The organism is Bacillus sp. GW823-FHT06B01 (genome assembly GCF_058952315.1).
Map to the genome: position 1 here is coordinate 127,353 of NZ_JBXAHR010000008.1, position 25,309 is coordinate 152,661.

The 25,309-nt window shown below is 34.5% G+C and carries 42 protein-coding genes; 14 read left to right on the plus strand and 28 right to left on the minus strand.

What is annotated here, in order from left to right; genetic code table 11:
- Positions 1-18 precede the first annotated feature (18 nt).
- The 25 genes from AC1Q8N_RS26645 to AC1Q8N_RS26765 all read right to left on the minus strand — a co-directional run bounded on the left by AC1Q8N_RS26645 (position 19) and on the right by AC1Q8N_RS26765 (position 11,985).
- Positions 19-231: a hypothetical protein gene (locus AC1Q8N_RS26645; RefSeq protein WP_098640103.1), complete on the minus strand. Its 213-nt coding sequence runs from the start codon at positions 229-231 to the stop codon at positions 19-21.
- Between the two features lie 85 nt (positions 232-316).
- Positions 317-529 (minus strand): hypothetical protein, encoded by a 213-nt coding sequence (locus tag AC1Q8N_RS26650; protein WP_098392887.1) that lies wholly within the window; start codon positions 527-529, stop codon positions 317-319.
- A gap of 42 nt (positions 530-571) precedes the next feature.
- Positions 572-820 carry a hypothetical protein gene (locus AC1Q8N_RS26655; RefSeq protein ID WP_098392888.1) on the minus strand — a complete coding sequence of 83 codons (249 nt, stop codon included), beginning with the start codon at positions 818-820 and terminating at the stop codon, positions 572-574.
- 17 nt (positions 821-837) lie between these two features.
- On the minus strand, positions 838-1,143 hold the full coding sequence (locus tag AC1Q8N_RS26660) for a hypothetical protein (RefSeq protein ID WP_098392889.1): 306 nt from the start codon (positions 1,141-1,143) through the stop codon (positions 838-840).
- A 23-nt stretch (positions 1,144-1,166) separates the two neighbouring features.
- Complete coding sequence (locus AC1Q8N_RS26665; protein WP_098392890.1) at positions 1,167-1,748, minus strand: hypothetical protein; 582 nt, start codon at positions 1,746-1,748, stop codon at positions 1,167-1,169.
- A 113-nt stretch (positions 1,749-1,861) separates the two neighbouring features.
- Complete coding sequence (locus AC1Q8N_RS26670) at positions 1,862-2,089, minus strand: hypothetical protein (RefSeq protein ID WP_098392891.1); 228 nt, start codon at positions 2,087-2,089, stop codon at positions 1,862-1,864.
- A gap of 179 nt (positions 2,090-2,268) precedes the next feature.
- Complete coding sequence (locus AC1Q8N_RS26675) at positions 2,269-3,717, minus strand: hypothetical protein (RefSeq protein WP_098392892.1); 1,449 nt, start codon at positions 3,715-3,717, stop codon at positions 2,269-2,271.
- 77 nt (positions 3,718-3,794) lie between these two features.
- The gene (locus tag AC1Q8N_RS26680) at positions 3,795-4,226 is read right to left on the minus strand and encodes a hypothetical protein (protein WP_098392893.1); all 432 of its coding nucleotides are present in this window, start codon (positions 4,224-4,226) and stop codon (positions 3,795-3,797) included.
- Between the two features lie 116 nt (positions 4,227-4,342).
- Positions 4,343-4,996, minus strand: coding sequence for a hypothetical protein (locus AC1Q8N_RS26685; protein WP_098392894.1), 654 nt, complete (start codon positions 4,994-4,996; stop codon positions 4,343-4,345).
- A 250-nt stretch (positions 4,997-5,246) separates the two neighbouring features.
- Positions 5,247-5,414 carry a hypothetical protein gene (locus AC1Q8N_RS26690; protein ID WP_176523182.1) on the minus strand — a complete coding sequence of 56 codons (168 nt, stop codon included), beginning with the start codon at positions 5,412-5,414 and terminating at the stop codon, positions 5,247-5,249.
- Positions 5,415-5,454: 40 nt separating this feature from the next.
- Positions 5,455-5,661: a hypothetical protein gene (locus AC1Q8N_RS26695; protein ID WP_098640102.1), complete on the minus strand. Its 207-nt coding sequence runs from the start codon at positions 5,659-5,661 to the stop codon at positions 5,455-5,457.
- Positions 5,662-5,675: 14 nt separating this feature from the next.
- Positions 5,676-5,960 carry a hypothetical protein gene (locus AC1Q8N_RS26700; RefSeq protein WP_098640101.1) on the minus strand — a complete coding sequence of 95 codons (285 nt, stop codon included), beginning with the start codon at positions 5,958-5,960 and terminating at the stop codon, positions 5,676-5,678.
- Between the two features lie 13 nt (positions 5,961-5,973).
- Positions 5,974-6,216 (minus strand): hypothetical protein, encoded by a 243-nt coding sequence (locus AC1Q8N_RS26705; RefSeq protein ID WP_098392898.1) that lies wholly within the window; start codon positions 6,214-6,216, stop codon positions 5,974-5,976.
- Positions 6,216-6,608 carry a hypothetical protein gene (locus tag AC1Q8N_RS26710; RefSeq protein WP_098392899.1) on the minus strand — a complete coding sequence of 131 codons (393 nt, stop codon included), beginning with the start codon at positions 6,606-6,608 and terminating at the stop codon, positions 6,216-6,218. Before AC1Q8N_RS26710 ends, AC1Q8N_RS26705 begins: the two co-directional genes overlap by 1 nt.
- Positions 6,609-6,645: 37 nt before the next feature.
- A complete protein-coding gene (locus AC1Q8N_RS26715; protein ID WP_098640100.1) occupies positions 6,646-7,146 on the minus strand; it encodes a hypothetical protein in 501 nt (166 codons plus the stop codon).
- 20 nt (positions 7,147-7,166) lie between these two features.
- The gene (locus tag AC1Q8N_RS26720) at positions 7,167-7,370 is read right to left on the minus strand and encodes a hypothetical protein (RefSeq protein WP_098640099.1); all 204 of its coding nucleotides are present in this window, start codon (positions 7,368-7,370) and stop codon (positions 7,167-7,169) included.
- 14 nt (positions 7,371-7,384) lie between these two features.
- Positions 7,385-7,645 carry a helix-turn-helix domain-containing protein gene (locus AC1Q8N_RS26725; RefSeq protein ID WP_098392902.1) on the minus strand — a complete coding sequence of 87 codons (261 nt, stop codon included), beginning with the start codon at positions 7,643-7,645 and terminating at the stop codon, positions 7,385-7,387.
- Positions 7,646-7,743: 98 nt separating this feature from the next.
- Positions 7,744-7,986 (minus strand): hypothetical protein, encoded by a 243-nt coding sequence (locus AC1Q8N_RS26730; RefSeq protein WP_098392903.1) that lies wholly within the window; start codon positions 7,984-7,986, stop codon positions 7,744-7,746.
- Positions 7,987-8,087: 101 nt separating this feature from the next.
- Complete coding sequence (locus AC1Q8N_RS26735; RefSeq protein WP_493521482.1) at positions 8,088-8,861, minus strand: hypothetical protein; 774 nt, start codon at positions 8,859-8,861, stop codon at positions 8,088-8,090.
- Between the two features lie 189 nt (positions 8,862-9,050).
- Positions 9,051-9,524, minus strand: a complete 474-nt coding sequence (locus tag AC1Q8N_RS26740) for a hypothetical protein (RefSeq protein WP_098640097.1) — start codon at positions 9,522-9,524, stop codon at positions 9,051-9,053.
- 30 nt (positions 9,525-9,554) lie between these two features.
- A complete protein-coding gene (locus AC1Q8N_RS26745; RefSeq protein WP_098640096.1) occupies positions 9,555-9,917 on the minus strand; it encodes a DUF3846 domain-containing protein in 363 nt (120 codons plus the stop codon).
- 23 nt (positions 9,918-9,940) lie between these two features.
- Positions 9,941-10,294, minus strand: coding sequence for a hypothetical protein (locus AC1Q8N_RS26750; protein WP_098640095.1), 354 nt, complete (start codon positions 10,292-10,294; stop codon positions 9,941-9,943).
- 179 nt (positions 10,295-10,473) lie between these two features.
- Positions 10,474-11,187, minus strand: a complete 714-nt coding sequence (locus tag AC1Q8N_RS26755; protein ID WP_098640094.1) for a hypothetical protein — start codon at positions 11,185-11,187, stop codon at positions 10,474-10,476.
- Positions 11,188-11,212: 25 nt separating this feature from the next.
- Positions 11,213-11,659, minus strand: a complete 447-nt coding sequence (locus tag AC1Q8N_RS26760) for a hypothetical protein (RefSeq protein WP_098640093.1) — start codon at positions 11,657-11,659, stop codon at positions 11,213-11,215.
- A 17-nt stretch (positions 11,660-11,676) separates the two neighbouring features.
- Positions 11,677-11,985 (minus strand): DUF4258 domain-containing protein, encoded by a 309-nt coding sequence (locus tag AC1Q8N_RS26765; RefSeq protein ID WP_098392910.1) that lies wholly within the window; start codon positions 11,983-11,985, stop codon positions 11,677-11,679.
- A gap of 1,854 nt (positions 11,986-13,839) precedes the next feature.
- Here AC1Q8N_RS26765 and AC1Q8N_RS26770 point away from each other — a divergent pair.
- The 11 genes from AC1Q8N_RS26770 (at position 13,840) to AC1Q8N_RS26820 (ending at position 19,443) form a co-directional block, all read left to right on the plus strand.
- On the plus strand, positions 13,840-14,076 hold the full coding sequence (locus tag AC1Q8N_RS26770; RefSeq protein ID WP_098392911.1) for a hypothetical protein: 237 nt from the start codon (positions 13,840-13,842) through the stop codon (positions 14,074-14,076).
- A gap of 109 nt (positions 14,077-14,185) precedes the next feature.
- Positions 14,186-14,473, plus strand: coding sequence for a hypothetical protein (locus AC1Q8N_RS26775; protein ID WP_493521483.1), 288 nt, complete (start codon positions 14,186-14,188; stop codon positions 14,471-14,473).
- Positions 14,474-14,489: 16 nt separating this feature from the next.
- Positions 14,490-14,816, plus strand: coding sequence for a hypothetical protein (locus tag AC1Q8N_RS26780; protein ID WP_493521484.1), 327 nt, complete (start codon positions 14,490-14,492; stop codon positions 14,814-14,816).
- 156 nt (positions 14,817-14,972) lie between these two features.
- A complete protein-coding gene (locus tag AC1Q8N_RS26785; RefSeq protein ID WP_493521485.1) occupies positions 14,973-15,620 on the plus strand; it encodes a hypothetical protein in 648 nt (215 codons plus the stop codon).
- A 101-nt stretch (positions 15,621-15,721) separates the two neighbouring features.
- On the plus strand, positions 15,722-16,042 hold the full coding sequence (locus tag AC1Q8N_RS26790; RefSeq protein WP_493521486.1) for a hypothetical protein: 321 nt from the start codon (positions 15,722-15,724) through the stop codon (positions 16,040-16,042).
- A 79-nt stretch (positions 16,043-16,121) separates the two neighbouring features.
- Positions 16,122-16,364: a hypothetical protein gene (locus tag AC1Q8N_RS26795; protein ID WP_493521487.1), complete on the plus strand. Its 243-nt coding sequence runs from the start codon at positions 16,122-16,124 to the stop codon at positions 16,362-16,364.
- A 129-nt stretch (positions 16,365-16,493) separates the two neighbouring features.
- Positions 16,494-16,640 carry a hypothetical protein gene (locus AC1Q8N_RS26800; protein ID WP_176523184.1) on the plus strand — a complete coding sequence of 49 codons (147 nt, stop codon included), beginning with the start codon at positions 16,494-16,496 and terminating at the stop codon, positions 16,638-16,640.
- A 150-nt stretch (positions 16,641-16,790) separates the two neighbouring features.
- Positions 16,791-17,408 (plus strand): hypothetical protein, encoded by a 618-nt coding sequence (locus tag AC1Q8N_RS26805; RefSeq protein ID WP_098392916.1) that lies wholly within the window; start codon positions 16,791-16,793, stop codon positions 17,406-17,408.
- A gap of 241 nt (positions 17,409-17,649) precedes the next feature.
- Positions 17,650-17,835: a hypothetical protein gene (locus AC1Q8N_RS26810; RefSeq protein WP_098392917.1), complete on the plus strand. Its 186-nt coding sequence runs from the start codon at positions 17,650-17,652 to the stop codon at positions 17,833-17,835.
- A gap of 242 nt (positions 17,836-18,077) precedes the next feature.
- A complete protein-coding gene (locus tag AC1Q8N_RS26815) occupies positions 18,078-18,761 on the plus strand; it encodes a hypothetical protein (protein WP_493521488.1) in 684 nt (227 codons plus the stop codon).
- 262 nt (positions 18,762-19,023) lie between these two features.
- Positions 19,024-19,443 carry a hypothetical protein gene (locus AC1Q8N_RS26820; protein ID WP_098392919.1) on the plus strand — a complete coding sequence of 140 codons (420 nt, stop codon included), beginning with the start codon at positions 19,024-19,026 and terminating at the stop codon, positions 19,441-19,443.
- Between the two features lie 118 nt (positions 19,444-19,561).
- Here AC1Q8N_RS26820 and AC1Q8N_RS26825 read toward each other — a convergent pair whose 3' ends face one another.
- Together AC1Q8N_RS26825 and AC1Q8N_RS26830 are read right to left on the minus strand one after the other, a co-directional pair.
- The gene (locus AC1Q8N_RS26825; protein ID WP_493521489.1) at positions 19,562-19,870 is read right to left on the minus strand and encodes a hypothetical protein; all 309 of its coding nucleotides are present in this window, start codon (positions 19,868-19,870) and stop codon (positions 19,562-19,564) included.
- 1,075 nt (positions 19,871-20,945) lie between these two features.
- Positions 20,946-21,599, minus strand: a complete 654-nt coding sequence (locus AC1Q8N_RS26830) for a hypothetical protein (RefSeq protein ID WP_098640085.1) — start codon at positions 21,597-21,599, stop codon at positions 20,946-20,948.
- Positions 21,600-21,872: 273 nt separating this feature from the next.
- On the opposite strand from AC1Q8N_RS26830, the gene AC1Q8N_RS26835 reads away from it, so the two are divergent.
- Positions 21,873-22,490: a hypothetical protein gene (locus AC1Q8N_RS26835; RefSeq protein ID WP_141533780.1), complete on the plus strand. Its 618-nt coding sequence runs from the start codon at positions 21,873-21,875 to the stop codon at positions 22,488-22,490.
- Between the two features lie 617 nt (positions 22,491-23,107).
- On the plus strand, positions 23,108-23,494 hold the full coding sequence (locus tag AC1Q8N_RS26840; RefSeq protein ID WP_098640084.1) for a hypothetical protein: 387 nt from the start codon (positions 23,108-23,110) through the stop codon (positions 23,492-23,494).
- Positions 23,495-23,516: 22 nt separating this feature from the next.
- On the opposite strand, the gene AC1Q8N_RS26845 is transcribed toward AC1Q8N_RS26840, so the two are convergent.
- Complete coding sequence (locus AC1Q8N_RS26845) at positions 23,517-24,581, minus strand: tyrosine-type recombinase/integrase (RefSeq protein WP_098640083.1); 1,065 nt, start codon at positions 24,579-24,581, stop codon at positions 23,517-23,519.
- A gap of 358 nt (positions 24,582-24,939) precedes the next feature.
- On the opposite strand from AC1Q8N_RS26845, the gene AC1Q8N_RS26850 reads away from it, so the two are divergent.
- Positions 24,940-25,309 (plus strand): YrrC family ATP-dependent DNA helicase (locus tag AC1Q8N_RS26850; RefSeq protein WP_493521490.1); only part of this gene is annotated, 370 nt, incomplete at its 3' end.

The window sequence follows — 25,309 nt, forward strand, 5'->3', positions numbered from 1 at the left end:
GGAAATCAGACTTTTATTTTAAGAGCTCTTATATTTCATGTCTATATTTGCTAAATACTCTCTTCCCCACTTCATAAATTCATCTAATTCTGTAAAACGAATTTCGATGTATTCGTTAATTATTTCATCTTCACCCATCACTTCAATTCCGTCCTTTGTGTCCCAAATAATTATAAAAGACTTGCTTAAATTTGAAACCAAAATAATTAAATTAATGTCTTTTTTCTCCACGCGTATCTCTCCCTTATTTGAAAATCGAATGTATAGCTATTTCTATATCTCCCCTATAGAACCCCTTTAAAATAAAATGAGAATTTTATACTAATCTTATTACAGCATTTGAATGAACGTCTTCTATAATATCTCTTAGATTTATGCCTGTATCCTTTTTTATCTTGCTTACAGCATTATTGACTACCATGACTCTCTTCCCTTCTTCTTGAATAGCTTCTAACGATGATACATCTGCTAATCTACTAATTTTTGTTTCTCCTATCGTAAATTCTACTTTCCATTCATTTGTATTCATTATATATTCCTCCCTATTGTATAAAACTCTTATATTATCAACCTATCGCAAGAAATGCGTTTCATACCAAGATTTAATATTTTGCTTTACACGGAAATCAACGTCAGCCTTAGCATCAACTTCATTTCTTCTAACGAATACTACTTTTGAATGTCCAACACTTTCTTCTTCATAAACTAAATGTACCATTTCTGGTCTATCCTTACCTTGTTCTTGGCACGACCAACAATGCTTCTCCTTATCCTGCTGATTGTACCAACCGTTGCATGAATCACATTTACGCATTCCCATTTTAATTCCTTCTCTCTTTAATACTTTGTTTGCCAATAACCTTGAGTATTGTGAGGACTCCAATAGTCTTTAGCCATATCATGCTTATTCTTGTCCTTATACGTTTCTAAGAACTCTACAGCTTTATCTACTGCTTCTTGGAAGCTCTCTGTGCGATATTCGATATCACAGATACCCAATAACCCACGCTCATACACTTGGAGGCAGTAGAAACCAATATATTGCTGTATATAAGCTACTGCTCTCCCCTCTGTTCTTTGATAATAATTCCACTTCTTTGAAAAGTGCCATCCATCTACTTCTTGAAATCCCCACAATACCATTTAAAATACTCCTTCTATTCGGTTTAATACTCTTTTATCCATCCTGTAACTTGTTCTATGTCTCTTTCAATCTCTGCAATTTCTTTTTCACGCTTATCAATTGCTTCCTTGAATACTATTTCTACTCCCTCAGTACGAATAGACGCAATTGCCTCTGACTCATAAGCCGATACTATTTCATCAAGAATATATTTTAAGTGAACTAAATCCTTTTCTGCTTTAACTACTCTTTCAACGTAGTTTCTAACATTGTGATATCTCTTAAACTTCTCCTCGGTAGTACCTAATCTTAGAGCATCTTCCCTTTGAGTTTCCCATTGTTCTGCTATCTTGTTTTCTATCTCAACATTGCTTGTGTGTACGCTTTTAACATAATCAATTAACTCTTGAACGTCGGTTTCTTCTCCACCACCATGACCTAATCTTTCATTGTTTGCATTGAATGGCTCAAGTCTATTGAATCCACCGTCAGATAAGCTTGCGTTCCATCTGAAATTCTTTACACAACCTGCATAAATTTCGTTCTCCCCTGTTACATCAAACACATGATACTCAGTTAATTCATCGACTTTCTTTTCTCTTGTTTCAAATTTAAGCTCTGTCATTATAATCGTTCTCCCTTATACTTTAATTTCTATATTCATTATAGCAAATTTAAAATCCACTGTCAATGCACTGTTTGTTAAAATTTTAGGTGAGATTGCTCTCACCTGCACCATTAACTGTTAATCCATTCGTTAAAACCACCAACGGGAACTTCTCTGTATTCCTTCATGTATTGAACTAGCAAATCGGTGCTGTATCCACCTTTTATAAGTTCGTCCATGATTTGATTTTGATGCGCCTTTAACTCTGTTATATCTAATTCATTAACGTTATCTTTTTCTAGGTTGTCATTTACGAATACTAGGTCTTTAGCAAGCTCTTTTAATCTGTTTCTAGCCATGTCATTTCCCCTCCTCAATTTCTATACTTAGTATAGCACCTTGATAGTCCACTGTCAATGCACTACATGGTAAAAAAATAAAACCCCATAAGAGGAATTATTTTCTTTGTAAGTATATAATTTTTACATAATAAACATTGTCAATGGATTGATTATCTTTTCTTTTGAAGGTGCTTGTATTATTTAATTCCTTTTAATAACCCGTATGCAAATAGTACACGATTCTTTGCTTCTGCTGTTCTTAGGTATTTAGTATCCAAATCTTTGATACGAACTCTGTCTAGCCCGTCAGCATCTTTAAAAATCACATATAGATTCCATGCTCTCTCGGTTTTCTCATTGTCCCAGTTTAGATTGTGTAAAGCATCTTTTGATTCTTCATCGCCAATACAATGATACTCCATGATAAATTCGATAATATCAACTTCATCATCCGTCATATGATGTAATTCATATTCTTCACTTGTATCTTCTCTATTTACTACGTCAATACACGTATACGGGAAACTACCTGAGATTTCTTCATGGTGCTTTAATACGCTTAGCTTTCCGTGTTCTCTGTCTTCATCATCATTCTCACGACCGATATCATGGAAGCAAGCTACATTGCATAGGATTCCTCTGTCTCTCATGTTTAGATTCAGCGCTCGTGACAGTGATAATGCGTGGAATAATACACGTTTACAGTGTAGAGTACCATGAATACCCTCAGGATTGTCAAAGTATTTATCTAAGATGAATGTATTCTTGTATAAGTGATACTCTTCTGCATATTCATCATCTAGCATTGCTCGAATCTCTTCATTTGTTTTAATCATATTATAAGGCTTGATATCTTCTACATGCTGAGGGAATGCTAGAATCTCCTCTTCGTTTCTTCCTTGTAGATAGTCGATAACGTGTTCTTTCTTCACTTTTGCTTCATAGATATCACCATCTAATCCTCTACGCATTGCGAAGAATATTGCTGTATCAAGGCTTAGTGTCCAACTCATAGATTCTGTAGGAGCAGTTGATTTATCACCGCATCCTCTGTAGATAGTAATCATTTCATCTGTACCGACATTTGATAGAGTGTCATTTAATCGAGATAGCATTTCATCTTTGTATGCTGTTTGTTGGTGCTTAACTGCATCCTGTATCAACTTTCTATCAATTAAATGGTGTCCATAGTCCTCATGAGTGTAAAACTCGATGAATAACTCGTATCGGTCTTCTACTGGAACATCCCAGTACATTTTATTCATGAACATGAATTTAACATGCGTATTAGTGAATGTTAGGAATCCAAAGTAATCCTTCTTCTCATGAAGCAATTTATTTGCATGTGCCTCAAGCCATTCAATATGCTTTTTCAGTGGCGTCATGCCATGAAGACCAAATACTTCTTTTAACGATGTTGTGCCGAAGTATACAGGAAACTTGCAGTAGCAGAATGGTTCAAAAATCTTATCGCATAAATAGAAATCATCAATTGATAAATCTTGACTCTCTGCATCTCGTTTCAATTCCTCACGAGTCGGTAATTTATATCCTTTTTCATTGAATAATGCTATGTTTTCCTCTGTTAGAGGATATAGGTCGTCTTCTGTAATCTGCTGATTTGCCATCATAATAATATCGTCCATCGTATATGCTCCTTAATGCTATTTGTTATTTATATTAAGAGGGGAACGTCTCCCCTCCTCTATTCTAATTGTTATATTTATGAAGCTCTTACTGGGATATATTCTTTAATCCCTTTATCCTCTAATTCTTTAGCCATTTTTAAGACTAATGCATAATTTGCATCGTCCTCGGTGCATGTTTCCTTTAGTACATCTAAAGCTATATTAAATGTTTTTAATTTAGTTTGTTCATCCGTATCTACTTTGTGAGCATCAATAATTCTACTCACAGGAAGTGATAATTCTCTATTGTGGTAGTCTGTACCGATTAGAAGTGCTGTTTTATTTCCGTGGTATTCTCCTGTTCTAATTGACTCAACGTAGAACTCTTCAACAACACTTTCCGCTGTCATAACGCTTGCACCTTCTATTTGAGGTCTCCAATTACCCTTCATTCTAACATTGAATACCCCATTTAACATACTAGCTAATTCGATTCTTTCTTCTACTGCTTTGATTTCGTTTTTCATTTTTAAACATCTCCTCTTCATCTTATGTACTCATTATAGCACCACTTAAAGTCCACTGTCAATGGACTATTTCAGAAAAATAAAAGATAGAATTTTACTTCTATCTTTAGTGTGACTTACTTATAAAACATGTTGAAGATTTCGGGATAACCACCATCATCTATGCTATTCACGTCATGCACAATCCCCTTGTTCGTTTCTTTATCTTGAATTGAGTAATGTCCTTCTATAGTGTGGAGCATTACTTTAAATCTATCATTTTGGAAACCAATCATTGTATATGACTTTGTAGCATCAATTTCCCAGTCTTGACTGATAGCAATTGATAATATTTCATCAATATCACGAAGATTCTCATGCTTATCTTGATTAATATTATAAATTTGTTCCCTCTCGGCTTCTTTCTCTAAGATATCCCTAGCCAATTGCAAAGCAGTCTTACTATCAAGTGTTAGAGTTGAATCAATTCTTCCTAGCGAGTTCTTTTTATGAATATTAACTGCACCATCGGGTAAGAAATGAGTTCTAATCTTGTATGAATTACCAAAAGGACTGTAAGAAGTAGATGTATAGCTCTTAGTGTGACGGATTGCTCTGATATCTGATTTTTTAAGAGTAATTTGTTCGCCTACGAAGGGTTGAAATACATATTCCCCTGTTTTATCTAGTTGTTCTTTGATTTCCTCAACTGTTTCTAGGTTATTGCCTAAACCTTCAAGATTTGTGTACTTTGTCTTATCTTTTAATTCAATAATGATATGCTTCTCCAAGATTATCTCCCCTTAATTCTTTAATCTGTTATTAGTTCGACTTCTTCAATTGTTATAGAGTTGAAGTCTCTTTGTGTAATTAAATAGTAGTCAGTATCAATGATTTCATCTAGATTCATGATGTGAAAACTATCACCGCTAGGAATCAATATCCTTCTGATGTTCGGTTTGCTCAAAAACCAAGCTTTTAAAGCACTTCCCTTGTACACTTTATTCCCGTTCATTTGAGTCTCCTTTGTCATACGGCTCTTTATATATCTTCTCTCACATGCTCTACAATAGTGATAGAGATTATATTTTCTGCATCCATGTCAGTTTTTAAAGCAGTATTAATCGCTTCCTCTTTATTGAGAGAGTTATTAGATGTGCTTCTTGATAACCCATTGCTGTAAACAATTGTTATATTGTATCTTTTCATAATGTGTCCCCCTTCAATCAAATAAATATTTTATCCAAAGTTAACCTGCACAAATGCTCTCTAAATCTATGTCGATAGCGTTCCCTTTCGAGTCTGTAACCCACTCTCCATTGTAAATACAATTGCTCATAGTCTTTTTTAGCTTTTCTAATGATTCAAACTCTGCACAGCATGGAACACCTCTAAACATTTTTGGTGTATCCCATCCTCTTTTCGTCCAATGTAAAAATACTTTTTCTTCACTCATTTTAAAACTCTCCTCTACTCTTTAGTAAATCCTTGTATGTAATCAAATGTACCTTTTGCGTCATCTGTCCATATTATATATCCAAATGCATCTAAAACGATATATTCATTTTCGCTCTCGATAACACTGGTCTCCGTTATAGTTAACTTATGCATTATTCCTAACTCTACTGTGCTTGTAGAGCAGATAAGGCATTCTTTAGTACCTAGATTTTTAATACGCTCCACTGTTAAAGAGGAACTGTCAACTCTTTCTTCATTTAGTTTTTCAATATAATTTTGATACATCTGTTTACGCATAAAAACCCCTCCGTTATTCGATTTCTTCAACTACCCAAGATAGAACATAGAAACATCTGTCTGCGAGCTTTTCAGCCATATTTTCGGCTCTCTTCTTTGATTTGTATTTCTTCACATCTTTTTTATCACTGCAAACACCTATTGATGGGTAGCGCATACCACCCGAAGAAAGTATTTTTCCTCCCCAGTATCCATAAGAGTTATGTACATCTTTTGGTGTTTCTTCACTGGAAAGATAAATAACATATTCACTCATTAGAATTGTTCCTCAATTAATCGTGGTGATGTTCCGCTCTCATGCCATTTTTCAGCGTTTTCACCTGTACATAGCGCACCTGTCATCATTCCTGAGATATGATTTAATCTATAACTCTTAAATGTCTCAGGCACAATGACTCCCTGCTCTACTAGCCCTTGTAGCTCATCCTCACTAATCTCATGGATTGCAGGTTGGAATGTTATGTAGTTTATACACGCTGACATACTAGCTTCATATCCTCTTCTATGAGACTGGTTGTAGCCCTTTTGGAAGAAATCCAATGCTTTTTGCTTGTTCTCGAAGCCTGAAATCATCCCTTCGTCCGCCATAATATAAATCTTATTATCTGCTCTGAGTGATACTAATGCTGATTTTGATGCTGATTCCATTTTAATCTTCCTCTCTAACATTTTTAAACATCTTATTTTATAATTTGCATGTGCTTCCCAACCCAAATGGAGATTCTGTATATCTCCGTAGAGGCAGGTACTTTGAGCCGAATTTTACACGTCTGTTCTTAGGAAAGTAAAAACTTGATTCCCATAAGAATTGATATTGTCCCCACGGTTTGGCGTATTTCACTTTTAATTGATGATAATACCTGCAACGCATAGCGTGTGAATAAGCTGTCCGCTCTAATATGATAGTCTGACGCTCTTCATCATTCATAGAGAATACATAACCACGCTTTTGTAATTCTTTGATGAGAGATACAATTTTATCTCTATCGGTACATATATGATATTCTGTAAGACCAAAATGTCTAATGTATTCCTCTGACAGAGGCTTGCATAGCTTGTGTAAAGCTGATTTTTCCTCTTCAAATTGCTTCTTAGTTACATGTCTTATTTGAAAGCCACCATTCTCATCATGGTATTTCCAAAACCCGTCGGTCTTGTCATAACGTGATTCTAACATTTTAAACATCTCCCATTTCCCCTTATATATTAACCGTACTTTCTTAGAAGTTCTACATTGCGATTCCTGATTGCTTCTTTGCGCTCCTTTGATTTCTTCTCCCAATCAAAGTCGCTTCTTCTTGGAGGTTGAGGAATCCCTTCTGAGTAGCATGGTAAACATATTTTGATATCATCAATCTCTGCATAAGCCATAGCTTCAAGGCTTTTATTGCATTCAACACATTCGAACATCTTATATCTCCTTCTTACTTACTATCTTTGTTGTCAATGTCTTTCAACGTGACGTTTAACTCAAGTCCAAGTACATCTAGAACTTTAATTAGAGTGTCAATATTATAGTTCTTTCCGCCTGTGATACGAGTTAATTGAGGGAAGCTGAAATTTTCAATTAGCTCTGCAACACCTCTAACAGTTAGATTGCGGTTTTTCATTTGCTGTTTAATAATTTTTGCGAATTGCTCTTTTTGTTCTGCAATCATCTGCTCTTGATTTGTTTGATTTCCCATAATGTCAACTCCTTATATTGTTACTATTAATGATAACACAGGTGGTTAGGAAAAGCAACATATAGAATGTTGCTTTTTATTATTTTTTACAGTTGTAATTAAACTTCCAGTTTGATTGGTGCAGGTCGTACTTCATCTAAATGATAGCGAGTTTCGCCCTCTAGTCGCTCGATGTCTACAACATTAAATAACATATCATCAAACAAGAATTGACGACCTAAGCCAATAGCCATCGCCTCTACGTTTTGGACAGCACCAATAAATTCTTTTTGATATCCAAATAACTCCCAACCGTGTTTGAACGTTGCGTTCGTTGTTACTTCAAACTCTCTAATATACATAACGATATCCCCTTATTCATTATTTTTAATTTCTGTATTGTTATCTTATACTATACCTACCAATGATTGCAAGTAATCTGCTGATTTGTTATTAATGAAGCCTAGAAGGGCTTCTTGCCCTCCTGTATATTCATTAATCCCTCTGAGCAGAAGTTCACCATCTTCCAGTCCTCTGCTTCCACGGATTCTTTCAATAGCTTTATAAGCGACTCTTTTTGCTCAGATTTTCGTTGTTCTTGTTTCTTTGTTGCATATGTAATCAATCTATCTTTATCAGTTAGGATACTGTAGTTCTCTCTGATTCGTTCAAAGTATTCTTTGTAGTTATCAAAAATATCTTTCTCCATCTCAGCTTTCTTCTGAGCTAGTCTTGGATGGACATTTCTACCGAAGTATCGACACTTCTCTTTGATGCTTTCTATAAATTTATCATGACTCGTCCATAGCTCATATACATGGTGTTCGTATGAGTTATCTTTTTTCTGTCCTGCGTCGTAGTATTTACCAAAATCGTCATCCTTGAACATTGTATCTGAATATACTTCATATCTTGTTATCTCTTTTATGAATAACTTGATTTTCTGTCTCTTCTGCGTTTCTTCAAAGTAATGCTGTAACTTCCCTTCTGCGATTGCCTCTTCAACTTTCACTAGAAGCTTTTTCGTAATTTTTGGCATTTGATATTTTCTACCGTCACACTTGAAACAAGTAGAACCGTGCATCGGATTGTATGAATAGTTGCCAGTACCGCCACATCGTGTACAGTAGTCAGCGCATTCGATACCGACCAATCTTGTAAATATTAGTGCGTCCACTTTTGGATGGTCTTCTGAGATTTGCAATGAATCAATCAATTTCTCTCTTAAAGTAGCCATTTTTATAACATCTCCTATAATATTATTTTATATTAACTTACATAACATTATATTATATTACATTATATAATGTTCGATAAATTAATATCACATAACTTACTCTTATAATATAATACATTATAAATCCACTGTCAATGGATTATTTTAAATAATTTCAATAAAAAAGAAGAGCCGAAGCTCTTCGATGGTTTAAAACTCAGTCTGAACATATGTATCGTTGAGGAATAAGAACTTTTCTAGGAATTGAATTTCTCCACGTCTCTTGAGAGACTTGCTTAAAAAGTAGTTTTTGTCACCTTTGTCGAGATAGTATCCAAATACGACGTCATTATCTACATATTTGACGGTGATTTCATATTGTACTCCGCCTACAACAAACTCTTCATCTTGAGTGTGTTTAATTACTAAATCGCCATTATCTGTATCGAACTCACCTATTGAGCATCGGAAAATTAAATCAGCAAATTCATCTGTTTCGAAGTAATTGATTAGTTTTGTTGGGGAAATCCCCATCATTTCTAACTCGTAATCAGTTCCATCTACTACAGGTGTTGCTTTGCCCATAACGGGGATTAACGACTGAAGATATTTGAAATCTCTATCAGAAATGTGTCGGAAATCATTTGTTCGTGTATCGTTGAATGATTGCGCTTCATTTAACATAAGTTGTTCATCTCCTATTTAAAATTTCGATTAGTCTACAATGATTGCCATTAGTTCTTCACCTGTTGGTGTAACTGCCGACATTGTTCTTCGTTTTAAATCTTCTATTTGCTCGTCGGTTAGAGAGATTGTATTGCCTGAGTCATCATGTGATGCGAAGAATACATTGCCGTGAACGACATCATAGGGACGACCTTTAGTGACTAGAACGATATTTTCCTTTAACTCGTCATCTAGTTTTCCTTCTTCATTAATCCATAAATCAATCTCAGTTCCGATTGCAACACGTTCTATGTAGCCACCGACAACTTCCTTTGAAGCCTCTAGAGTATCTTCAATTTCTGTGATTCTTGGCTTCTCACCCATATTAACTTTTACGACACGTATTTTCATTTTTAAACATCTCCTATTATGCTTTATTGGTCTAAACGGATTGCGAATAACGTTTCGCCTGTACGTGTTATTACTGGCGTTATTCTGTTTTGTATTTCTGTGATTTGTTTATCAGTCAAAGATAAGGTGTCTTTTCCTCCGATGTATGATGCGAAAAATGCATTGCCACAGATTACTTCCCACTCTAGGTCTTCATACGCAAAGATAAGATTATCTTTCAAAACATCTTCTTCATCTTTTTCGTTCTTGAACCATAGATGGATATCATCCGTGACAATAGCGCCTTCTAAGCCTTTACTGAAAATTTCTTGTGATGCGTCGATTTCTGCTACTACTGGTCGTTCGTTCTCGTTGAGTTGTACGACACGAATTTTCATTTTAAACATCTCCTATTCATTACAATACATTATGTTATATACGATTATATAATAATATATAACATTTAATAATATCATATAACATTATAAATCCACTGTCAATGGATTTTATTAAAATAGTATCTTTAAATATTATCTTGAAATCCTTTATAGAAATAGTATTCAAAGATACTATACAACTACAATTTATAAGTAGCCGATTCAATTTCTGCTGTCTTAACGCCTTTTGCTTTAACAACGGTTGGTTCAATCCAAACACGATTACCGTTCTTGAGATATCTAAAATGACCTCGACGAGTCCAAGCGTCTGTATGACGCTCGTAAGGGCGTTTTTCTAACACTTCACGATTAGCTGTAAGCCTATATATTGTTCGTCCAATAGTCCTCATAGACCTTTTTACAGGCGTTGCTTTAGGTTTAACTTCTAATAGATTAGATGGTTGGTATTGAGGATTCATCTCACGAACAACTCTCTTCTCTTCTATGAAGTTAGCCATGAAGTACATGATTTGCATGAACATCTTAGCTGTAAAACTCATCATACGATTATTCCTAAAATCCGCCTGAGTTTGTAATGATGGACTCTTCATTTTAAATGAGTCTTTAAGTTTATACTTCAATTCACCATTGGTGTTTCGAATTTCAAATTCTAATAGCTTGTCTTCTTTACTATCATATATTTCAATGTTGATATAGTTCTTATGTAGCTCGAACACATTAAACGAAGTTGCGTCCAACCCGTTAAATTGTGCATTGATTTGCAAGATGCCTTTCTCTAGTGGGAAAGCTCCATTCTCTGATTCGTAATGGTTGTGAACCCATTTTGAGATTCTTTCAAAATCTTTTTCATCTACTTCTATACGGTCATACTTGTCATATTTCTTCGGTAACATTTTTAAACACCTCTAAAATTAATATTTAAGATTTAAGTAGTGACTTATATTTATTGTATTCGCTTGGGAAATGCTTTTTAATAACTTTAACGCTATCAGATAGATTTAAAGTTATTATTTCTTTAATTTGAGCTTGATGGTAAGAAAAAGGTATTCGTTGATAGTTAATACCTTTACATCTTTCATTTTCAGAGATAGCAACATCTATTTCGCCATTCAAAAATGCAATATATTTCTGCACTGTTTTTAAAGCTATATTAAAACTTTCTATTGCCTCCACATATGTTTCTCTAAGCTCCTGAGAAAGTTTATTCCCGTCTGTGTCAATGTTTCTTTCTAAATACTGCTCATGAGCGCTTATATCACTCTTGTACTGCTTTTCCAGTTGACTAAAGCTTTTTCCTGTAGCAATCATCATCATTTCACAGTCAAACAAAAGACTGGAATCAATAGTTTCTATACTAGTTTTCAATGTCGTTTCCTCTTTTCTTATGATGCTAGTGTAAAGTTAGATTCTCTCAAGCGTCTAAGAGCTTTGTAGAATCCGATTCCGTTTTGTTTTGCGAATTTCTTAGCGTATTTGGTAAATTTTTGTGTATACTCACATGATACCACAACCATTTTGCCATTTTCATGTTCTGCAACCACAATAACAAAATCTTTATATGTATATTCGAATGTCCAACGTTTGTTTGCCTTTTCTCGATTTCCATATAATACAGCACAAACAATTTCTCCTCGTGTAATATGACGCTCTGTGATACGCTCCTGTGCATGACGTGAAAATTCTAATTTCATTTTTAAACATCCCCTTAATTCCTAAAATCATTTTTTGTTTCTGTTTTGAGATTTGTCTAGTTAAAGACAAGTAATAAATTAATTATGCTTTCGGGTTTCTTGTTGCTTATCAGCTCCCGTTTGTTGATTACATGGATTAGTATACATTTTTACCCATCCACTGTCAATGGATTTATTATAATATTTTATATTACATTATATAATATTATATAATTTGTTTTTGATTTGTGGATTCCAACGGAGTCCTATTTATAGAAGAAACTCGATTCGTGAGGCTAAAAGGTATAGGAAAGCATAGAGAATGATTTTCTTTTCGGGATTCTAAATTTGATTCTCTTTTTCAATTTTCTTTTATGATTTCTCGATTTCTTTTATGATTTGTGGATTGTATAAAACGAAAATTATTTACAAAATGTGTTTTGATTCATGGATTTGCCGTGAGGAGGTGGGGAACAGGTCTGAAAATCATTTGAGTTTCGCTGTTGTTCTTGGAGGTTCATTTTTGAATTTGGTTTTTGAATTTGGTTTCGGAAACTGATTTCGGGATTTCTTTTTGATTTCGCAATCCGAATTTGATTTCTGATTTCAGAATCCGTTGCAAATTAACGAATTTTGATTTGTGGTTTCCATGCTATGTTGAGGTAAAATCACTCTTTTATACAATCATAGTGACGCCATACAGCTCGATAGAGCATGACAGAATCCGTCAACGACACGTCGCAAAACATCAACGTTTCGGGAGGCTTAGGGAGGCTTGTAAATGCTTCGCAACTAAGTGATTTTTGCCTCAGCGATTCCATGTGTCGTCGCACCTGCACCGCAAATACACGTATATATAATTCTCTCTATATTAATCTGTTAATTTGTTTTGTATTCTAAGCGCTGTATATATAGCTGTATGCCATTCCGTTGCTGATTCGCATGTCCTTGCATATGAAATGCGCCATGCTTAGCTGAGACATCACAAAGACACCTGCATATTACTGTATGTGTAACGTGTAAATGCATCATTATGCGACGCCTATTATATGTACATTTCTATCTTCTTCTATGAATCTGTCCTAGATTAATATACATTCTATTATATATTAATCTCTTACATAAGATGCCATTACAATATGTTACATTATATATAGTTATATAATGCTATGTCTTATTATGTAATTTATATACAACTACTATAATAGTATGTTATATATGTGCCTATTATATATTATATTGGTGGCAATATTTGAGCGCCTATTACTTAATGCGTTTTCATTATGAATTGTAGAAATGGATACATAATGCACACTAAAAATATAGGTGTGTACTCCTATGATAGATGCACAATACATAGTGTGTGCTAGCGTTAGTGAGTATATGTGGTGCTTGCACCTGCGCCTATGTGTATTGTGGTGCATATATTGGTGGGAATATGTGCGTGCCTATTACTTAATACGATTTCATTGTAAATCATAGAAATGGATACGAGCTGAGTGTCAAAAATGAACGAGCCGTACCGCTCGCCTATGTCATCGCTCTGTCTCTCATTCTTCCTGTTGTCTCTATTTTGATTTTGTTTACTGGTTTTTTGCTGCGATTATAGTCAGATAATTATGAATAAAAAATACAATGTAAGTCGAAATGCTCTTTATATGGTAGTTTCGAGTTTCTTCTATATATATGCGTGATTGAAAACACCAAAATAAAAATATTTCTCAAAACCCATTGACAGTGGATTTCTTTTCCTGTAGTATTAGAGGCGTAATAACAAACGGAAAACAAGCGATACCACTGATGAAATTAGTTGTTGACATATCGTTTTGTTATCATTTATAATAACGAAGAAGGTATAAGGGAAGGAGAAAGAGAATGAAATTTGATAAAAGTAATGTAGTTGTAAAAGGACATAGAGGGACATGGTACGTGATTGACGAGACATCGTTCTATGGAAGAAAATTCTATTTATTGGAGCATAACACGTTTGGGGAAGATGCTATGAGCGTGGCTATTGATGAAGATGGAACATTAATTCTAGAAGATATCACAGAAGGAATTGCAGAAGTGAGTAGACATATAAGAACAAATTTGATTCACCTATATAAATAGTGCTTTCTGAATTTGAAAGCAAATTTCATAAGTGTAAAAAATAATTGTTGACACACTATCTTGTTATCATTTATAATAACTACAGACACAACAGAGGAGATGTTTAAAAATGGAACGTAATATGGATTTGAGAGAAGTAAAGAAAAAGATTAATGAATCAAGAGTGAGCAAATTGCAAGTCGAGCTTTTCAATTGGAATGGAGACGAAGGCGAAAGCGGTTTTGATTTAATGGTTAACCTTTTAGATAGTAATGGGGATTTATCAGAAGATATGGTTGTAATTGTATACAAAGAGGAAGAAGAAAAACAGGCACAAGCCGAGGCGAAAAAGATTCATGAAAAATTATCCGAACATTATACGTGGATGGAAGTAAAATACACGGAGACGCACGAATAAAAGGAGGAAACCAAAAATGATACAATTAAGAACGCAAGTGCATGTAATTAACGATGAAAAATATATTTACAAAATTTCACAGTTTCGTGAACTACAAAGTAGTGAACTAGGTTTTACATATGATTTGGATTTGGTGGCGGGATATGATTATATAAATCCTGATGAAAACGACATACAAGGCTTTGTGAGTGCTGAGAACTTCACAGACGAGGTTCAAGGTGATATATTAACCGTTTACCCTCTGTCGGAGTCTTTAGGCGAGAGATTAGAAGAGTCAGGCTACAAAGTGATAGATATTACAAAGTACAAAATTCATAAATCAACTGTCGAAACTGGGGAATAATTCCCAGTCTGTGAAATAGTGGCTCTATTCATACTGATGAGACAAGCCGAAAAGAAAGTGATTTCACAAATGTAAAAAATAATGATTGACATCTGCAATTGTTATCATTTATAATAACTATAGATTCAAAAATAAAATAAAAAGGTGGAAATTAAAATGGAACTGACACAAGCTGAAACATTAAACAAATATTCTTTCTTAATTAAATGTACGGATGGTACGGTGTCAATCGCTTCACAGATTGGCGAGACTGTAGAAGAGGTTCAAGCATATGTGGAACGCACTTTAAATAAAGAGTGGTCTCTAATTACTGATACTACGTTCATTAAAAACTGGATAGCTAAAGAAAATGAAACTCGTAAAGAATTACGAGGCACTGAATGGTTTTGGGAAGCTCTTGACCAAATAAATGAAAGAATCAGTGATACATTAAACAAAAATGAAAAGGTGGAAAATAAAATGAATTTAAAAGAGTTTAACAAGGTTAATTCTATGATGGTCAAGGAAACTGGGGAAATCATGAGCCACGAAGAATTTTACACAAATGTTGTAAATGGAATCGGTTTAAAAACTTTAATTCCTTTGCTACCTGCTACAAAAGAGGAAATTAAAGTTTGTCTTGAAAGAGACGGTAATTTAAACGGAATTAAATTACAATACTGGGATGAACGAGCAAAAGAATTAAAATTCTATATTAGTAGAATTGGCGTTAAAAGTATTTCATTGTCACAGGCGGTATGTGTACTAAAACAAACGGCTCGAATGTATGCAATGGAGTTGGAGCAATTAAGTTTTGAAATTTAAATTACAAGTGTAAAAAATAATGATTGACTTTTAGATTAGTTATCATTTATAATAACATTAGGTTAACAAAACAACCATTATATAGAAAAGAGGAAATGAAAATGATAGTAGCACATTTAATTGGTGGAAATGCAATCAAAGGAATTATAGACGGGACTGTAATTATCAATGGTAAAGAATTGGAAACTAGTTACGGAGAGTTAGCGTCTGTATGTGGAAGTATTTCGCTTGGTGATTTGGATACAACTAGAAGTGCGGAGAGAATGCAGAGAGACTACATAGAACTAGTTAGGGAACATGATGAAGATTTAGATGAGGATTTTGTCCTTGACAATCATTTAACGGCTGAAATCTCTTATAGTGAATATGAAATTGATATGGAGAAAAAAACGCTAAAACTAACAATCGGTACATATGAGTAACAAGTATAAAAAATAATGATTGACAAAAATATGTGTTATCATTTATAATAACATTAGGTTAGCAAAAGGAGAATGAAAAATGACAATTGAATTTGAAGAAGCCGTGGAAATGCTAGAAGATGGAATGGAGGTTGTTCTTGAGTGTGGCGGTTATGATTATGAGATTTCCAGTTCTGAAAATTGGATTGGTGGCGATGCTCATGATGGATACATAAGCCTTGTACTGGGAAGTGTAGTCTATGAAAGTGCCGAAACCGCTTTGAGGGAATCTATAAACTTTTTAGAAAAAAGCGGGAAAAGTGTTACAATCAAAGATTCGTAACAAATGTAAAAAATAATAAAATATTTTAATTAAATGCATTGACAGTGGACTTCTTTTTTAGTAAAATATTAAATGTAAGGTAGTTGAACAAACGACTTACAAAAATCTAAAGGAAAAAGGTGTTTAAAAATGTTAAATCAAATTTTGGATGCATTTATTATTCTGATTGGGTTGTTTTCTCCACTTCTAGTACCAGTTAGTATTGAAGCAATTAGAAACAAGATTACAAAAGGTGAATTTTTCCCGATTGATACAAATGAAAAAAATAATGATTGACATATACATTTGTTATCATTTATAATAACAAATGTAGGGAAGACGTTCCCACAAGTCGAAACGGGACTTTCGAGTCCCGTCCATGTAAAGTGGTTCTTTACATGCTGATGAGACAAACCAAAAATAACTTATAGAATAGGATGTTTAAAAATGACAGATAATTTAACAGTAGTAATCGAAAAGCCAGTTTTAAAAAATGAGTATGTTCTAATTAAAGATGATATCACAGGCGAACAAAAAGGCGGTAACGCTTATAACCTTGATAACAAATATCGTGTAGTACTTTTTGAAACTTCTTATCGTGCAATGGGGATTGTAGACGAAACTAAGAAAGATGGAATTTATTCTTTCATTAAAGAGTACGTGAATAATAATATCTTTAGCAATATGGTAATTAACGTCCTGATTAATGGGAAGATTTTAAAACGTAAAATTATCAAATTTGAAAACCGTTTAGCGGTTCGACATAATAATGAAATTTACGAATTGGGACAATTTGCAAACGGCTTATATCAAGTGAGAGAGCAATTAACAAACCATAAATTAGAAGCGGTTTGGACTCTGCAAAAGACTGTTGATGTCAGAATGTACCATATGAGCGAATTGTCATTACTGGATAAAAATTTAGTGATGATTCAATTTAGTAAAATTCAGCAATCTTATAACAAGAACAAAACAGAGTTTTCTGAAATTGATAATATATCTTGTGAGTGTTTGGCGGAGTGGATTGACCACGCCAAAGAAATTCTTTATAAATGTAAAAAATAATGAAAAACAAGTCTTGATTTTTTGAAAAAAGTATGCTTTTTGTCCTGGTTTGTTATCTAATGTGATTACACATAAGAAGGATAGAAACGCATACAGGCGAATCTGAGGCTTCTCAGCGTTATCATTAATAGAAACAAAAATAAATAAACTATTTTTGAAAATCCATTGACAGTGTACTAGTTTTTTAGTAAAATATTAAATGTAAGGTAGTTGAGACAAACAAACTAGGAGGAAATGGAAAATGACTAAAGAAATAGTAAGAGAGAACGAACACATTTACATCACGGAATTAACAGTAAAGGACGGAGTACAATGGTACAACGCTCGAATGAAAGGTTTATCATTTTCGAAAGTTGGAAGTGACTTGAACAAGTTAGAAAATGATTTTACAGCCGAGGTTGTAAAGTTAAAAGCAAGATTCAACTAATAAAGACGCTTGTCTCCTTTCAATCGAGAGGAGACAGGTATAAAAAATAATGAAAAATAGGAGATGTTTAAAAATGTTAACAATTACACGAGTACAAGAAATTAAAATGATGATGGTAGTAAATGGAAAGTTAATCTTGATTCACGCTCGAAAGGTTCAAACTATTTCTTTCTTTTAAAAATAACAAATGTAAAAAATAATGAAAGTCAAGTGAAAAATAAAAAACGAATGGAGAAATTAAAATGAAAAAGTTTATCAAAAAAATGGTTGGAATTGGAATTATCGGAGCAATTTTAGGATTAGGTTTTCTATCAATGGATTTAGAAATTATCAGTAATGTAAAAGCAGAGGAAAGCAAAACGGTTGCACGTTCTACTCATGATACAAATAAGGATTTCATTTTCATGCAAGAATTTAAATACAACGGAGAGAAAACAGAGGACGGATATTACAAACTGGATAACATTCATGATGACACTGATTTTGTTTATGCGAACGCTGAGGAAATGGACTATCATATCCCGATGGTTGGGCAAAATGTAATAGTACAATTTAACCATGATGACATTGAAATAGTTTATGTGCAAAACATGTCAACGGTTCAAAATACTTACATTGTAACAGATGCAAATGAAAAGGGAATTAACGATTTTAACAATGATGAATATATTTTCCTAGTAAATGAATTTAACCCCAATGACACAATGGTTTTAGAAAATAATGGTACTTACAAACTAGGTGACAAAATTAATGTTGCTATGAATTTATTGAACACAACTGACAGAATTGTCGATATTCAAAAAGTTGAAAATGATAATTCAGATGAGATTTTTCGTGAAAATGATTTGAATGATGAAAATAGAAATAAAGATGGATATGTTCAAGCTGAAGATGGTAGTTGGGTAAAATCTGACTTTTGGAATTAATCGAAAATAAAAATCAAAAAACTGGGACTCTCACGAGTCCCGACCAACTAAAAGGAGAAATGGAAAATGATTTCTAGAATTAAAAGATTGATTACCAACTATAAAATTAATCGTAAAATCAGCCAAACGAAAAAGCAAATTGATTTCCTTGATAGATTGGAAAAGAATTACATAAAGTTATAAATCATTTTTGATTTGTGAAATATCTGATAATTAAAAAACAGGAAAATAAACCGATGGAAATAAAAGGAGACAGAACAACATGACGACATTAAGCCCAATCACAACAACAACACAAGCAATCAAGGCAGTGACAGACGCACTAGAAGGACATGACAACATCACTTTAGCTGAGTTGGAATCCAATGGTATAGAAGTGAGTGAAAGGACGTTATACAAGGTGTTAGACGTGTTAAAAGATAGTAGGTTATTTAATGCAGTAAAAGGAACGGCATATTTAACAAACGGGTTTACAGTAGCGTATGAAGAGAAGGGATTCAAGTACTGCAAGATGGAGCAAATCATCTTCATCGGGAACAATCATAATATAGTGTTGAAAGACCAACCGAGAATAAAGGTTTATATCTCCTCTGCTATGTGGGTAGATGTTTCCATATCATACAGTGATAGAACATTCATTAACATGTGTATGACACCACACGAGCGATTGACAAGAGAATAAGAGGAATCGGAAAGGGATAGTGATGTGAGTGTCACTGTCTCTTTTGCTATGCTCATAGATAGATGGAATAAGTGAGACAATAACAACCGAGATAATGGAAGGGAATAGAGTTAGACTGTTACTCCTTATCTATCGTTGTTGTATTGATACATCCCCATACAAGCCCATCATATAAGCCCACTGTATAACCTACCCTATTACCCATACAGAAACCAACAGGAGAACCGCACCACATAACCATATCATAACACCATATGTATAACACTACATACACATGACACAAGCACACCACACCAAGACGACCACACCAACACATGACAGCATGACGCACACACGCACGCACACCACACGCACAAGCAAGCGAGCCAACGGCACAAGGCACGACACGACAAGAGAGAGCGACAGACACAAGGACATGACAAGACATGTACACATAACAGGTGAGACAAGCCAACCCAACCAAGGCAAGGCAGAGCCGACCAACCCACACATGCACAAGACACACATAATTATAGTGATGGTATTATGTGGCAAATTTTTAGGAGTTTCGCTATTCCCTGTGGGCAATTCTGAGAGAGTTAGTAAGGTGGTAGTACGTGCCGCAGGAGATAATCGCCTCAGAGAGCAAATGTCAGCGTGGCATATTGTGGCAAATTTGCTGATATAGTGTTCGACAGATGGACATATGTTATATTGCAACCGATGACCGACATGCAACCGTAACCCGTGGCGAATCTCAAACCCAACCGCCAACCGTGGGCAAATCGCTTGCAATATCGTGGGCAAAATCTCGACCAACCGAGCCGAGCCGACGAGCCGACGACCACGGGGACGAGCGACGCCAACAAGCTCAACCGAGCCGAACCACGACACCCATAAAGCCGAGTGTCCCACAAGTAAAGTTATAGGACGGGGGATAGTTTACAATCGCAAACCGACATCACCAATAGAACCGCCCCGCAACTGTACATCACCTAGACCCACTTTTCTGTGGTGACTCGATGTCAGCCAATTTCATTGCAATTCCTATTATTTTGTCCGATTTTACCCTATATTCGGATGCTATCGAAACGCTATCGCTAAACCGCTTATTTATCTATTATTTTGCTCTCAACTCAAACCTCAATTTTGTCCGATAACCAACCGATTCATCTGCTTTCAATCTTATAATACATAAATAAAAACGATGACTCCTTAAAATTTCCCTTATTTTAGGCTTCATCGTTAGCTAAATTCCGTATTCAATTCTATCATTTTGGCTTACATTTTATTTCTCAGCTCTCACAAGCATTAATTTCGAATCTATTAAACTTTGATTCACTTCGATTTTGGCTTCAACTGTTAGCTAACTCGATAACCAAATGGCTGATAATTTTATATTTGCATTCTATTAATTTCGCAAAATCATTTTTTGTCCGATTGGCTGACTCAATTATCTCTAGATACAGCAATACCCCACGCCTAAATCGACGAGGGGAGGGGGGTGTAATAAACAATTTCCGCTATTGCATCAACGCTTCTGCAATGTGGGTATCCTTATCTAGCTCAAAATTATTTGGCTTCAACTGCTCAGATTCAGTAGCCCAGTAACCTCTAAACATGACGGGCATTCTACGACTTCCATCTAGCTTTGGTTGTGGCTTTATGATTGCATCAACTTGAGCCTCACGAATCGCTTTTCTCAATGGATTATTAGTCAGCTTTGACATATCCAAAGTGCTATTAAATCTGTTGTCTGACTCTGCAATCAACTGCTTACGGACTGATTTGATGGGAATGAAGCGCAATAGAATGTATTTTTTGACGCTCTTTGAGAGGTAATACAGTCTAATCACGAACTCTTTATGTAAGTTATAGAACATATCCATCGAACTAATCTCACGAGCAGAAACTAAATCATCTCCGACGAAGAATAAGTGATGTCCGTTATCTTCTTTCGCTTCAAAATGAGTTGATTCAAATTCTGCACCTTCACAGGTCAAATGGAGTTTGCATTGAATCTTTTGCATTTTTTTCATGATTCCGAGGAACAGCAGGTTACTAAATTCATGGAACTGGTTGAACGTTAGTACAGTATTTGATACCTGCAACATGTCGATTCCAAGTTCTTCGTGTAAGTTAACTGATTTACCAGTATCTCGCTCTGTGTATTTCATAGTGTAATATCCTTTCTAACGACGCAATGTATTGCAATCACATTATATCATTAATTTTTATATTAATAAATATTGACATTCATTATTTTTTACATTAGTATAAAATGTACAAAATGTTAACCTATTACAACGAGAGGATTGGTGTTAGTCAACATGATTGTGTATTTACCTAATGAAATTTTTAAGGACTTTTCGAGCCATTTCACGAACGCTAGTAAGTTCGGGTTTGCTTATTCATATTATACGTATATTAATTTCCTGTACAAGTACTGCTTGCATTTTGATGATAACAACGAATTTGTAAGCCAACGGAGGATTAAGGAGTTTTTAGGCTACAACCCTGACAACAAAACTGTAAACAGCATTATTAAGGATAATGGTATTCTTGATAGCATCGGATACACAAAAAGCACTAGTGAGTATCCTGTCAGAGCTATCTTCGACGAGGAAGGTAATCTCTTTGACTTCGAAACTGCTAGTGACATTCGTAAGAATATTCCGAATAAGAATATTATATCATATCGAGGCATAAAAGTCAAATCGCCTTTACTCGCACATACACGGTATGAAGAGGGGGTACTGGACGGTACTTTCTACCAAGTAGAGTATACTCATTCTGTTGATTTTGAAGTGTTCAAGTCTATTGTCCAAGACAAAGAATTAGGCTGTGTAGGCTTCTTGATTTACGGATTTATAAAATATCAGAACGGTATTAGAAAAGGATACATGCAAAGTACATACGATTATATGACAGGAGTATTAAAAATGAGCAGGAGGACGATTAGAAAATACACTTCACTGCTAGAAACGAAAGGGTACTTAGCTGTTAAAAGAGAGACAATCGCTGACAGTAGTCGTCATTGTCCAAATATCTATCTCGTAATAAAGTGAGGGTTTCCCTTGCTTTATTTTTGTTTTTAGAGATTTAAAATCTAATAGGTTAACATTTGAGACTGACATATAATAAAGAGAGATGTATATATATTACTATTAATTATTTAATAAATATTATATATATAACTAATAATAATATATAAAGTATATCTTTTTATTAATAGTCGTTCTCAAATGTTAACCTATTAAAAAATTAACTGGTACGACTTGTTCAAGTTGTCGGTTTTTAATATAATAGAGTCAGTGGGGAGTAGGTTTGTTTGTAACTCTGTACGATTTAATCATTACAGAGTATACCTCAGACGCACGAGAATAACGTGTAACGTTGTTTCTCGTCGGGGTGAGTGCAAAACTATTTGGACGTATGGATGTGTGTTACGTAGGGTTATAGATACGTTAAAACAAACTTGTCAAGAATTGATAGATACACAGACCGATAACTCCAACTTCATATAGAGTGTATACTAGCCTCATAGGGAGTTAGTATGAGAGTTATAGCTAAATATATTCAGAGTAGAAAAACTCCTCTTAGGAATCAATCTGACAAGTCTGAGGGGTGTATTTGACGTTCTCATACATGACAAGTGTCAATAATAATGAACAGAGGTGACGACATGAGTGAAGTGTTTGATGAAAGAATGGCTATAAAGATGAGTTTAATTGCCATAGAAAAAGAAAAGATGAGATTAGATGACCGTAGAAAAGAAATGATAGAACGACTAAGAGAAATGGATGAAGAGGACGCTAAAGTTGTAATGGAACAGGTGAAAGAAGAAGTGCGTCCGACAATAACTCCAAAAGAAATTGCGGAATCAGTGTATCAAATCATACTAACGTTAAACGGTGGGGAAGCTGTTTTACTTGATGATGTTTTCAATGTATTGACTGAGCAATATAAAGGTGTAGACCAAGCCTCATTGAGAGATAGCCTATTAAATGTATTAACTAAAGACAAAAGAATCAAGAAAGCAAGACGTGGATTCTATCATATAAAAGGGTAAGGGGAGCTGATATTAGCTCCCTTTAATTTTGTTCTGTTGCCTCAAAAGTTTGCATTAACTTTGTTTGTACATCACGACCGCTATTCATAATCAACTTAATTAATTCGTCCTTATCTAAACTCTCTAATGGTGATAAATCAACTTGCTCACCAATCTGTAGACATGGCATCTGAGATAAGTCTTTACTCTGCTCCATATAGAATTTAAGAGGCGTTAACTCAGAAGAGTGATTACCTTGGCGTTGAATCTCCTTAATATCTCCGCCAGTAATAACATTTACCTCATACATTCCACACTTCTTGAAGCTATGAAACGTTAGATTCTTATCAACAATTCCCAATTCTTTTTTTAGCTTATCCATCATTCTTGTTACTGCTCTAGCGTATAAATTCGAAGGGAATACTCTATCAGAATCAGACTGTTTTTTTAACTCCATAAAGCGCTCGAAAAGTTCCTTTTTTATTGGTTTTTCGTCCCATTTTTGTCCTTTTCCTAGTACTTTTACGCATTTAACGCCATTTTTCTCACCAAAGCAATCCCACGTCATTTCAAGCATAGAATCCAATCTATAGCTTGTTACAACTGCTAATTCGATTAGTAGAGACTTCACTTCTCCGTCTTTATGTCCTTTAACTGCATTGATGAATTGTTCTGCAACCTCCCAAGTGATAACTGAGTAACTATCAGAGTCAAACTCAGTTAGGTTGTCAATATCAAACCATGCACGCTTAACAGGATAGTCGTTAGACATTAGGTATTTATATAAACTTCTTACAGCATCAATCTTGCCGTTAATCGTTTTGTTCTTATACTTTCTTACTTTGCCTTCTTTATCCTTCATCACTTTAGTTAAAGCGATTTGATAGTTCTGTACTTCTTCGAATGTGAATATTAAATCAGTCATTACAAGTTCATCTAGCTTCTTACCTCTTGTATCTTCAAAGAATTGACTGATTGACTTAGTGTATGTAGTCTTCGTGTTTGCACTCTTTAAACCTTTACCTTCTAAGAATGTCTCGATTGAATTGGTGATACGTTCGTTTTCTGATTTAAGTCCTGTGTGTAGTTCTAATACTGTTGCTGTCATTTTTAAACATCTCCATTTTTCCTAGTTATTATTCCGTTACACTTACGTCTAAGTGTCATCGTTATGTCCGATAAGTTAATTATAGGACAACTATAATACATTGTCAATGCGTTAAATGTATAAAATAACGAAAAAGTAAAAGGGAATAACTTTTCTCCTATAACGTATTGACTTTGTACGTCTTGAATGATATATTTAACTTAACATTTTTAAACATCTTATAAGGGAAGTAGCCGACGGGTTGCTTCCCTTCCTATTTATACAGGTGTAATAAATAATGGATAAACCACACTTTGACAAGTGTAAAAAATAATGATAAAATAACGTAGTATTATGGAAATTTGAAGGGAGAGGTTAGATGGAAGAGGTGTTAGAGTTAGCCGTAACACCCGAAAAGAGATTGTATTACAATGAGGATTCATCATTTGGCATTTACTCATTCACAGTAGATTTTGAGGATATTCACAAGGTAAGACTTAACTCTTATGGGAACATCACAGCTAAGGGTTCAATGCCCGAATTAGAAATAGGAGCGTCTTATACGGCAAGACTAACAGAATACAAAGACCCTAAGTATGGTTTTGGGTATCAGTTAGAGTCGATTAAGCAGGAACTTCCTACAACAATAGAGGGACAGAGAGCTTTCTTAAAACAAGTTCTAACTGCATTGCAGGTGGAAAATATCTATGAGGCTTATCCTGACCAAGATGTAATCAAGTTAATCCAAG

Coding starts and splice junctions, on each gene's coding strand:
- AC1Q8N_RS26700 (WP_098640101.1), bottom strand. CDS start 5,960: ATGCGTAAACAGATGTATCAAAATTATATTGAAAAACTAAATGAAGAA.
- AC1Q8N_RS26790 (WP_493521486.1), top strand. CDS start 15,722: ATGATAGTAGCACATTTAATTGGTGGAAATGCAATCAAAGGAATTATA.
- AC1Q8N_RS26660 (WP_098392889.1), bottom strand. CDS start 1,143: ATGGTATTGTGGGGATTTCAAGAAGTAGATGGATGGCACTTTTCAAAG.
- AC1Q8N_RS26750 (WP_098640095.1), bottom strand. CDS start 10,294: ATGAAAATTCGTGTCGTACAACTCAACGAGAACGAACGACCAGTAGTA.
- AC1Q8N_RS26650 (WP_098392887.1), bottom strand. CDS start 529: ATGAATACAAATGAATGGAAAGTAGAATTTACGATAGGAGAAACAAAA.
- AC1Q8N_RS26755 (WP_098640094.1), bottom strand. CDS start 11,187: ATGTTACCGAAGAAATATGACAAGTATGACCGTATAGAAGTAGATGAA.
- AC1Q8N_RS26785 (WP_493521485.1), top strand. CDS start 14,973: ATGGAACTGACACAAGCTGAAACATTAAACAAATATTCTTTCTTAATT.
- AC1Q8N_RS26655 (WP_098392888.1), bottom strand. CDS start 820: ATGGGAATGCGTAAATGTGATTCATGCAACGGTTGGTACAATCAGCAG.
- AC1Q8N_RS26665 (WP_098392890.1), bottom strand. CDS start 1,748: ATGACAGAGCTTAAATTTGAAACAAGAGAAAAGAAAGTCGATGAATTA.
- AC1Q8N_RS26740 (WP_098640097.1), bottom strand. CDS start 9,524: ATGTTAAATGAAGCGCAATCATTCAACGATACACGAACAAATGATTTC.
- AC1Q8N_RS26780 (WP_493521484.1), top strand. CDS start 14,490: ATGATACAATTAAGAACGCAAGTGCATGTAATTAACGATGAAAAATAT.
- AC1Q8N_RS26730 (WP_098392903.1), bottom strand. CDS start 7,986: ATGTATATTAGAGAGTTTGAAGTAACAACGAACGCAACGTTCAAACAC.
- AC1Q8N_RS26820 (WP_098392919.1), top strand. CDS start 19,024: ATGACGACATTAAGCCCAATCACAACAACAACACAAGCAATCAAGGCA.
- AC1Q8N_RS26675 (WP_098392892.1), bottom strand. CDS start 3,717: ATGGACGATATTATTATGATGGCAAATCAGCAGATTACAGAAGACGAC.
- AC1Q8N_RS26670 (WP_098392891.1), bottom strand. CDS start 2,089: ATGGCTAGAAACAGATTAAAAGAGCTTGCTAAAGACCTAGTATTCGTA.
- AC1Q8N_RS26735 (WP_493521482.1), bottom strand. CDS start 8,861: ATGGCTACTTTAAGAGAGAAATTGATTGATTCATTGCAAATCTCAGAA.
- AC1Q8N_RS26840 (WP_098640084.1), top strand. CDS start 23,108: ATGAGTGAAGTGTTTGATGAAAGAATGGCTATAAAGATGAGTTTAATT.
- AC1Q8N_RS26845 (WP_098640083.1), bottom strand. CDS start 24,581: ATGACAGCAACAGTATTAGAACTACACACAGGACTTAAATCAGAAAAC.
- AC1Q8N_RS26765 (WP_098392910.1), bottom strand. CDS start 11,985: ATGAAATTAGAATTTTCACGTCATGCACAGGAGCGTATCACAGAGCGT.
- AC1Q8N_RS26825 (WP_493521489.1), bottom strand. CDS start 19,870: ATGTCTTGTCATGTCCTTGTGTCTGTCGCTCTCTCTTGTCGTGTCGTG.
- AC1Q8N_RS26710 (WP_098392899.1), bottom strand. CDS start 6,608: ATGGAATCAGCATCAAAATCAGCATTAGTATCACTCAGAGCAGATAAT.
- AC1Q8N_RS26805 (WP_098392916.1), top strand. CDS start 16,791: ATGACAGATAATTTAACAGTAGTAATCGAAAAGCCAGTTTTAAAAAAT.
- AC1Q8N_RS26795 (WP_493521487.1), top strand. CDS start 16,122: ATGACAATTGAATTTGAAGAAGCCGTGGAAATGCTAGAAGATGGAATG.
- AC1Q8N_RS26725 (WP_098392902.1), bottom strand. CDS start 7,645: ATGGGAAATCAAACAAATCAAGAGCAGATGATTGCAGAACAAAAAGAG.
- AC1Q8N_RS26830 (WP_098640085.1), bottom strand. CDS start 21,599: ATGAAATACACAGAGCGAGATACTGGTAAATCAGTTAACTTACACGAA.
- AC1Q8N_RS26690 (WP_176523182.1), bottom strand. CDS start 5,414: ATGAAAAGATACAATATAACAATTGTTTACAGCAATGGGTTATCAAGA.
- AC1Q8N_RS26770 (WP_098392911.1), top strand. CDS start 13,840: ATGAAATTTGATAAAAGTAATGTAGTTGTAAAAGGACATAGAGGGACA.
- AC1Q8N_RS26810 (WP_098392917.1), top strand. CDS start 17,650: ATGACTAAAGAAATAGTAAGAGAGAACGAACACATTTACATCACGGAA.
- AC1Q8N_RS26715 (WP_098640100.1), bottom strand. CDS start 7,146: ATGTTTAAAATGTTAGAATCACGTTATGACAAGACCGACGGGTTTTGG.
- AC1Q8N_RS26720 (WP_098640099.1), bottom strand. CDS start 7,370: ATGTTCGAATGTGTTGAATGCAATAAAAGCCTTGAAGCTATGGCTTAT.
- AC1Q8N_RS26680 (WP_098392893.1), bottom strand. CDS start 4,226: ATGAAAAACGAAATCAAAGCAGTAGAAGAAAGAATCGAATTAGCTAGT.
- AC1Q8N_RS26705 (WP_098392898.1), bottom strand. CDS start 6,216: ATGAGTGAATATGTTATTTATCTTTCCAGTGAAGAAACACCAAAAGAT.
- AC1Q8N_RS26800 (WP_176523184.1), top strand. CDS start 16,494: ATGTTAAATCAAATTTTGGATGCATTTATTATTCTGATTGGGTTGTTT.
- AC1Q8N_RS26745 (WP_098640096.1), bottom strand. CDS start 9,917: ATGAAAATACGTGTCGTAAAAGTTAATATGGGTGAGAAGCCAAGAATC.
- AC1Q8N_RS26775 (WP_493521483.1), top strand. CDS start 14,186: ATGGAACGTAATATGGATTTGAGAGAAGTAAAGAAAAAGATTAATGAA.
- AC1Q8N_RS26695 (WP_098640102.1), bottom strand. CDS start 5,661: ATGAGTGAAGAAAAAGTATTTTTACATTGGACGAAAAGAGGATGGGAT.
- AC1Q8N_RS26815 (WP_493521488.1), top strand. CDS start 18,078: ATGAAAAAGTTTATCAAAAAAATGGTTGGAATTGGAATTATCGGAGCA.